General features: G+C 53.4%; 2 rRNA genes. Both read right to left on the minus strand.

Going from position 1 to position 3,153, the window contains the following annotated elements:
* Positions 1-4: 4 nt before the first annotated feature.
* Positions 5-120, minus strand: a 5S ribosomal RNA gene (gene rrf, locus C3D30_RS20145).
* 100 nt (positions 121-220) lie between these two features.
* Positions 221-3,125 (minus strand): 23S ribosomal RNA (locus C3D30_RS20150).
* Between the last annotated feature and the right edge of the window lie 28 nt (positions 3,126-3,153).

Consider the following 3,153-nt stretch of genomic DNA (forward strand, 5'->3'; position numbering starts at 1 on the left):
TGATGCCTGGCAGTTCCCTACTCTCGCATGGGGAGACCCCACACTACCATCGGCGCTACGGCGTTTCACTTCTGAGTTCGGCATGGGGTCAGGTGGGACCACCGCGCTACGGCCGCCAGGCAAATTCTGTTTTATCAACACGTCTTATCCTGACATGTCGATTTAATCTGTATCAGGCTGAAAATCTTCTCTCAATCCGCCAAAACACCTTCGGCGTTGTAAGGTTAAGCCTCACGGTTCATTAGTACCGGTTAGCTCAACGCATCGCTGCGCTTACACACCCGGCCTATCAACGTCGTCGTCTTCAACGTTCCTTCAGGACTCTCAAGGAGTCAGGGAGAACTCATCTCGGGGCAAGTTTCGTGCTTAGATGCTTTCAGCACTTATCTCTTCCGCATTTAGCTACCGGGCAGTGCCATTGGCATGACAACCCGAACACCAGTGATGCGTCCACTCCGGTCCTCTCGTACTAGGAGCAGCCCCCCTCAGTTCTCCAGCGCCCACGGCAGATAGGGACCGAACTGTCTCACGACGTTCTAAACCCAGCTCGCGTACCACTTTAAATGGCGAACAGCCATACCCTTGGGACCTACTTCAGCCCCAGGATGTGATGAGCCGACATCGAGGTGCCAAACACCGCCGTCGATATGAACTCTTGGGCGGTATCAGCCTGTTATCCCCGGAGTACCTTTTATCCGTTGAGCGATGGCCCTTCCATTCAGAACCACCGGATCACTATGACCTGCTTTCGCACCTGCTCGCGCCGTCACGCTCGCAGTCAAGCTGGCTTATGCCATTGCACTAACCTCCTGATGTCCGACCAGGATTAGCCAACCTTCGTGCTCCTCCGTTACTCTTTAGGAGGAGACCGCCCCAGTCAAACTACCCACCAGACACTGTCCGCAACCCGGATCACGGGTCCACGTTAGAACATCAAACATTAAAGGGTGGTATTTCAAGGTCGGCTCCACGCAGACTGGCGTCCACGCTTCAAAGCCTCCCACCTATCCTACACATCAAGGCTCAATGTTCAGTGTCAAGCTATAGTAAAGGTTCACGGGGTCTTTCCGTCTTGCCGCGGGTACACTGCATCTTCACAGCGAGTTCAATTTCACTGAGTCTCGGGTGGAGACAGCCTGGCCATCATTACGCCATTCGTGCAGGTCGGAACTTACCCGACAAGGAATTTCGCTACCTTAGGACCGTTATAGTTACGGCCGCCGTTTACCGGGGCTTCGATCAAGAGCTTCGCCTTGCGGCTGACCCCATCAATTAACCTTCCGGCACCGGGCAGGCGTCACACCGTATACGTCCACTTTCGTGTTTGCACAGTGCTGTGTTTTTAATAAACAGTTGCAGCCAGCTGGTATCTTCGACTGATTTCAGCTCCACGAGCAAGTCGCTTCACCTACGCATCAGCGTGCCTTCTCCCGAAGTTACGGCACCATTTTGCCTAGTTCCTTCACCCGAGTTCTCTCAAGCGCCTTGGTATTCTCTACCTGACCACCTGTGTCGGTTTGGGGTACGATTTGATGTTACCTGATGCTTAGAGGCTTTTCCTGGAAGCAGGGCATTTGTTGCTTCAGCACCGTAGTGCCTCGTCATCACGCCTCAGCCTTGATTTTCCGGATTTGCCTGGAAAACCAGCCTACACGCTTAAACCGGGACAACCGTCGCCCGGCCAACATAGCCTTCTCCGTCCCCCCTTCGCAGTAACACCAAGTACAGGAATATTAACCTGTTTCCCATCGACTACGCCTTTCGGCCTCGCCTTAGGGGTCGACTCACCCTGCCCCGATTAACGTTGGACAGGAACCCTTGGTCTTCCGGCGAGCGGGCTTTTCACCCGCTTTATCGTTACTTATGTCAGCATTCGCACTTCTGATACCTCCAGCAACCCTCACAGGCCACCTTCACAGGCTTACAGAACGCTCCCCTACCCAACAACGCATAAGCGTCGCTGCCGCAGCTTCGGTGCATGGTTTAGCCCCGTTACATCTTCCGCGCAGGCCGACTCGACCAGTGAGCTATTACGCTTTCTTTAAATGATGGCTGCTTCTAAGCCAACATCCTGGCTGTCTGGGCCTTCCCACATCGTTTCCCACTTAACCATGACTTTGGGACCTTAGCTGGCGGTCTGGGTTGTTTCCCTCTTCACGACGGACGTTAGCACCCGCCGTGTGTCTCCCGTGATAACATTCTCCGGTATTCGCAGTTTGCATCGGGTTGGTAAGTCGGGATGACCCCCTTGCCGAAACAGTGCTCTACCCCCGGAGATGAATTCACGAGGCGCTACCTAAATAGCTTTCGGGGAGAACCAGCTATCTCCCGGTTTGATTGGCCTTTCACCCCCAGCCACAAGTCATCCGCTAATTTTTCAACATTAGTCGGTTCGGTCCTCCAGTTAGTGTTACCCAACCTTCAACCTGCCCATGGCTAGATCACCGGGTTTCGGGTCTATACCCTGCAACTTAACGCCCAGTTAAGACTCGGTTTCCCTTCGGCTCCCCTATTCGGTTAACCTTGCTACAGAATATAAGTCGCTGACCCATTATACAAAAGGTACGCAGTCACCCCATAAAGAGGCTCCCACTGCTTGTACGTACACGGTTTCAGGTTCTTTTTCACTCCCCTCGCCGGGGTTCTTTTCGCCTTTCCCTCACGGTACTGGTTCACTATCGGTCAGTCAGGAGTATTTAGCCTTGGAGGATGGTCCCCCCATATTCAGACAGGATACCACGTGTCCCGCCCTACTCATCGAGCTCACAATATGTGCATTTTTGTGTACGGGGCTGTCACCCTGTATCGCGCGCCTTTCCAGACGCTTCCACTAACACACACACTGATTCAGGCTCTGGGCTGCTCCCCGTTCGCTCGCCGCTACTGGGGGAATCTCGGTTGATTTCTTTTCCTCGGGGTACTTAGATGTTTCAGTTCCCCCGGTTCGCCTCATTAACCTATGGATTCAGTTAATGATAGTGTGACGAATCACACTGGGTTTCCCCATTCGGAAATCGCCGGTTATAACGGTTCATATCACCTTACCGACGCTTATCGCAGATTAGCACGTCCTTCATCGCCTCTGACTGCCAGGGCATCCACCGTGTACGCTTAGTCGCTTAACCTCACAACCCGAAGATGTTTCTTGCGATT

The organism is Escherichia sp. MOD1-EC5433 (genome assembly GCF_002966005.1).
GTDB classification, from domain to species: domain Bacteria; phylum Pseudomonadota; class Gammaproteobacteria; order Enterobacterales; family Enterobacteriaceae; genus Escherichia; species Escherichia ruysiae.